The 713-nt window shown below is 59.5% G+C and carries 1 pseudogene; it reads left to right on the top strand.

Going from position 1 to position 713, the window contains the following annotated elements:
- Nucleotides 1-106 precede the first annotated feature (106 nt).
- Nucleotides 107-713: pseudogene (locus NW819_RS14035) on the top strand (hypothetical protein); the annotation flags it as partial.

The raw sequence follows: 713 nt of genomic DNA on the forward strand, positions 1-713 counted from the left end.
CGACAGCGGGACGGAGTCCTTGCAGCCTGTTGTCAGTACCACTGCTAGCTTGGAAGAAAAGAAAGAGCGAGTCTGTTTGGAACCCATCCCCCCGCCTGGGGAGAAGATGCAATACCGAGCCATCGGCCTCATCGAAGGGCAATACATCCCCTCCCCAGAGCACTTTACCCGCGGGATTTTGCGCACCTCGGATGGCCTGGATCTGAATGCCGTATTGCTGGGCCGGGTGATGAGCCTGGTACGCAAGCATCTACGGCCGGAACGCAACTATCTGTGGGTGGTTTATCCTCGCACCCGCGACAAAACCGAAGATCTGCACGTGCAGTTGCTGGGGGTGTGGGCCCCAGAAGAAATGGGGCGAACTCTCCCCGAGGGATCCCGTCCAACAGTGGTGCCGGATTGGTTTTCCATCCGGGGCGAGGTCGTTTTTCAATCGCAGGAGAAAGGGTTCATCATTGTCAAGATCCGTCAATCGGGCAAAAAAGCTTCCGCCAACTCTCCCTCTCAGCGAGTCCAGAAGGATGGAGCCGCAGCCTCCAAGCCCCAAGCCTTTAAATTGCGCCTGATCGGATCCCTGCCGGGCAAAGGGGTAGGCAATTTCTGGGATCTGCAGGTGCGCCGCCGTGGATCCCTGCTCTATGTGGAGGCGGGCACTCCCATCGGCCCAGTACTCAAAACGCCGCCGCGCCCACGCCTGAAGCGTTCCCCCCCCC

It is taken from the genome of Synechococcus sp. R8-2, from assembly GCF_047461715.1.
Taxonomy (GTDB): Bacteria; Cyanobacteriota; Cyanobacteriia; order Thermostichales; family Thermostichaceae; genus Thermostichus.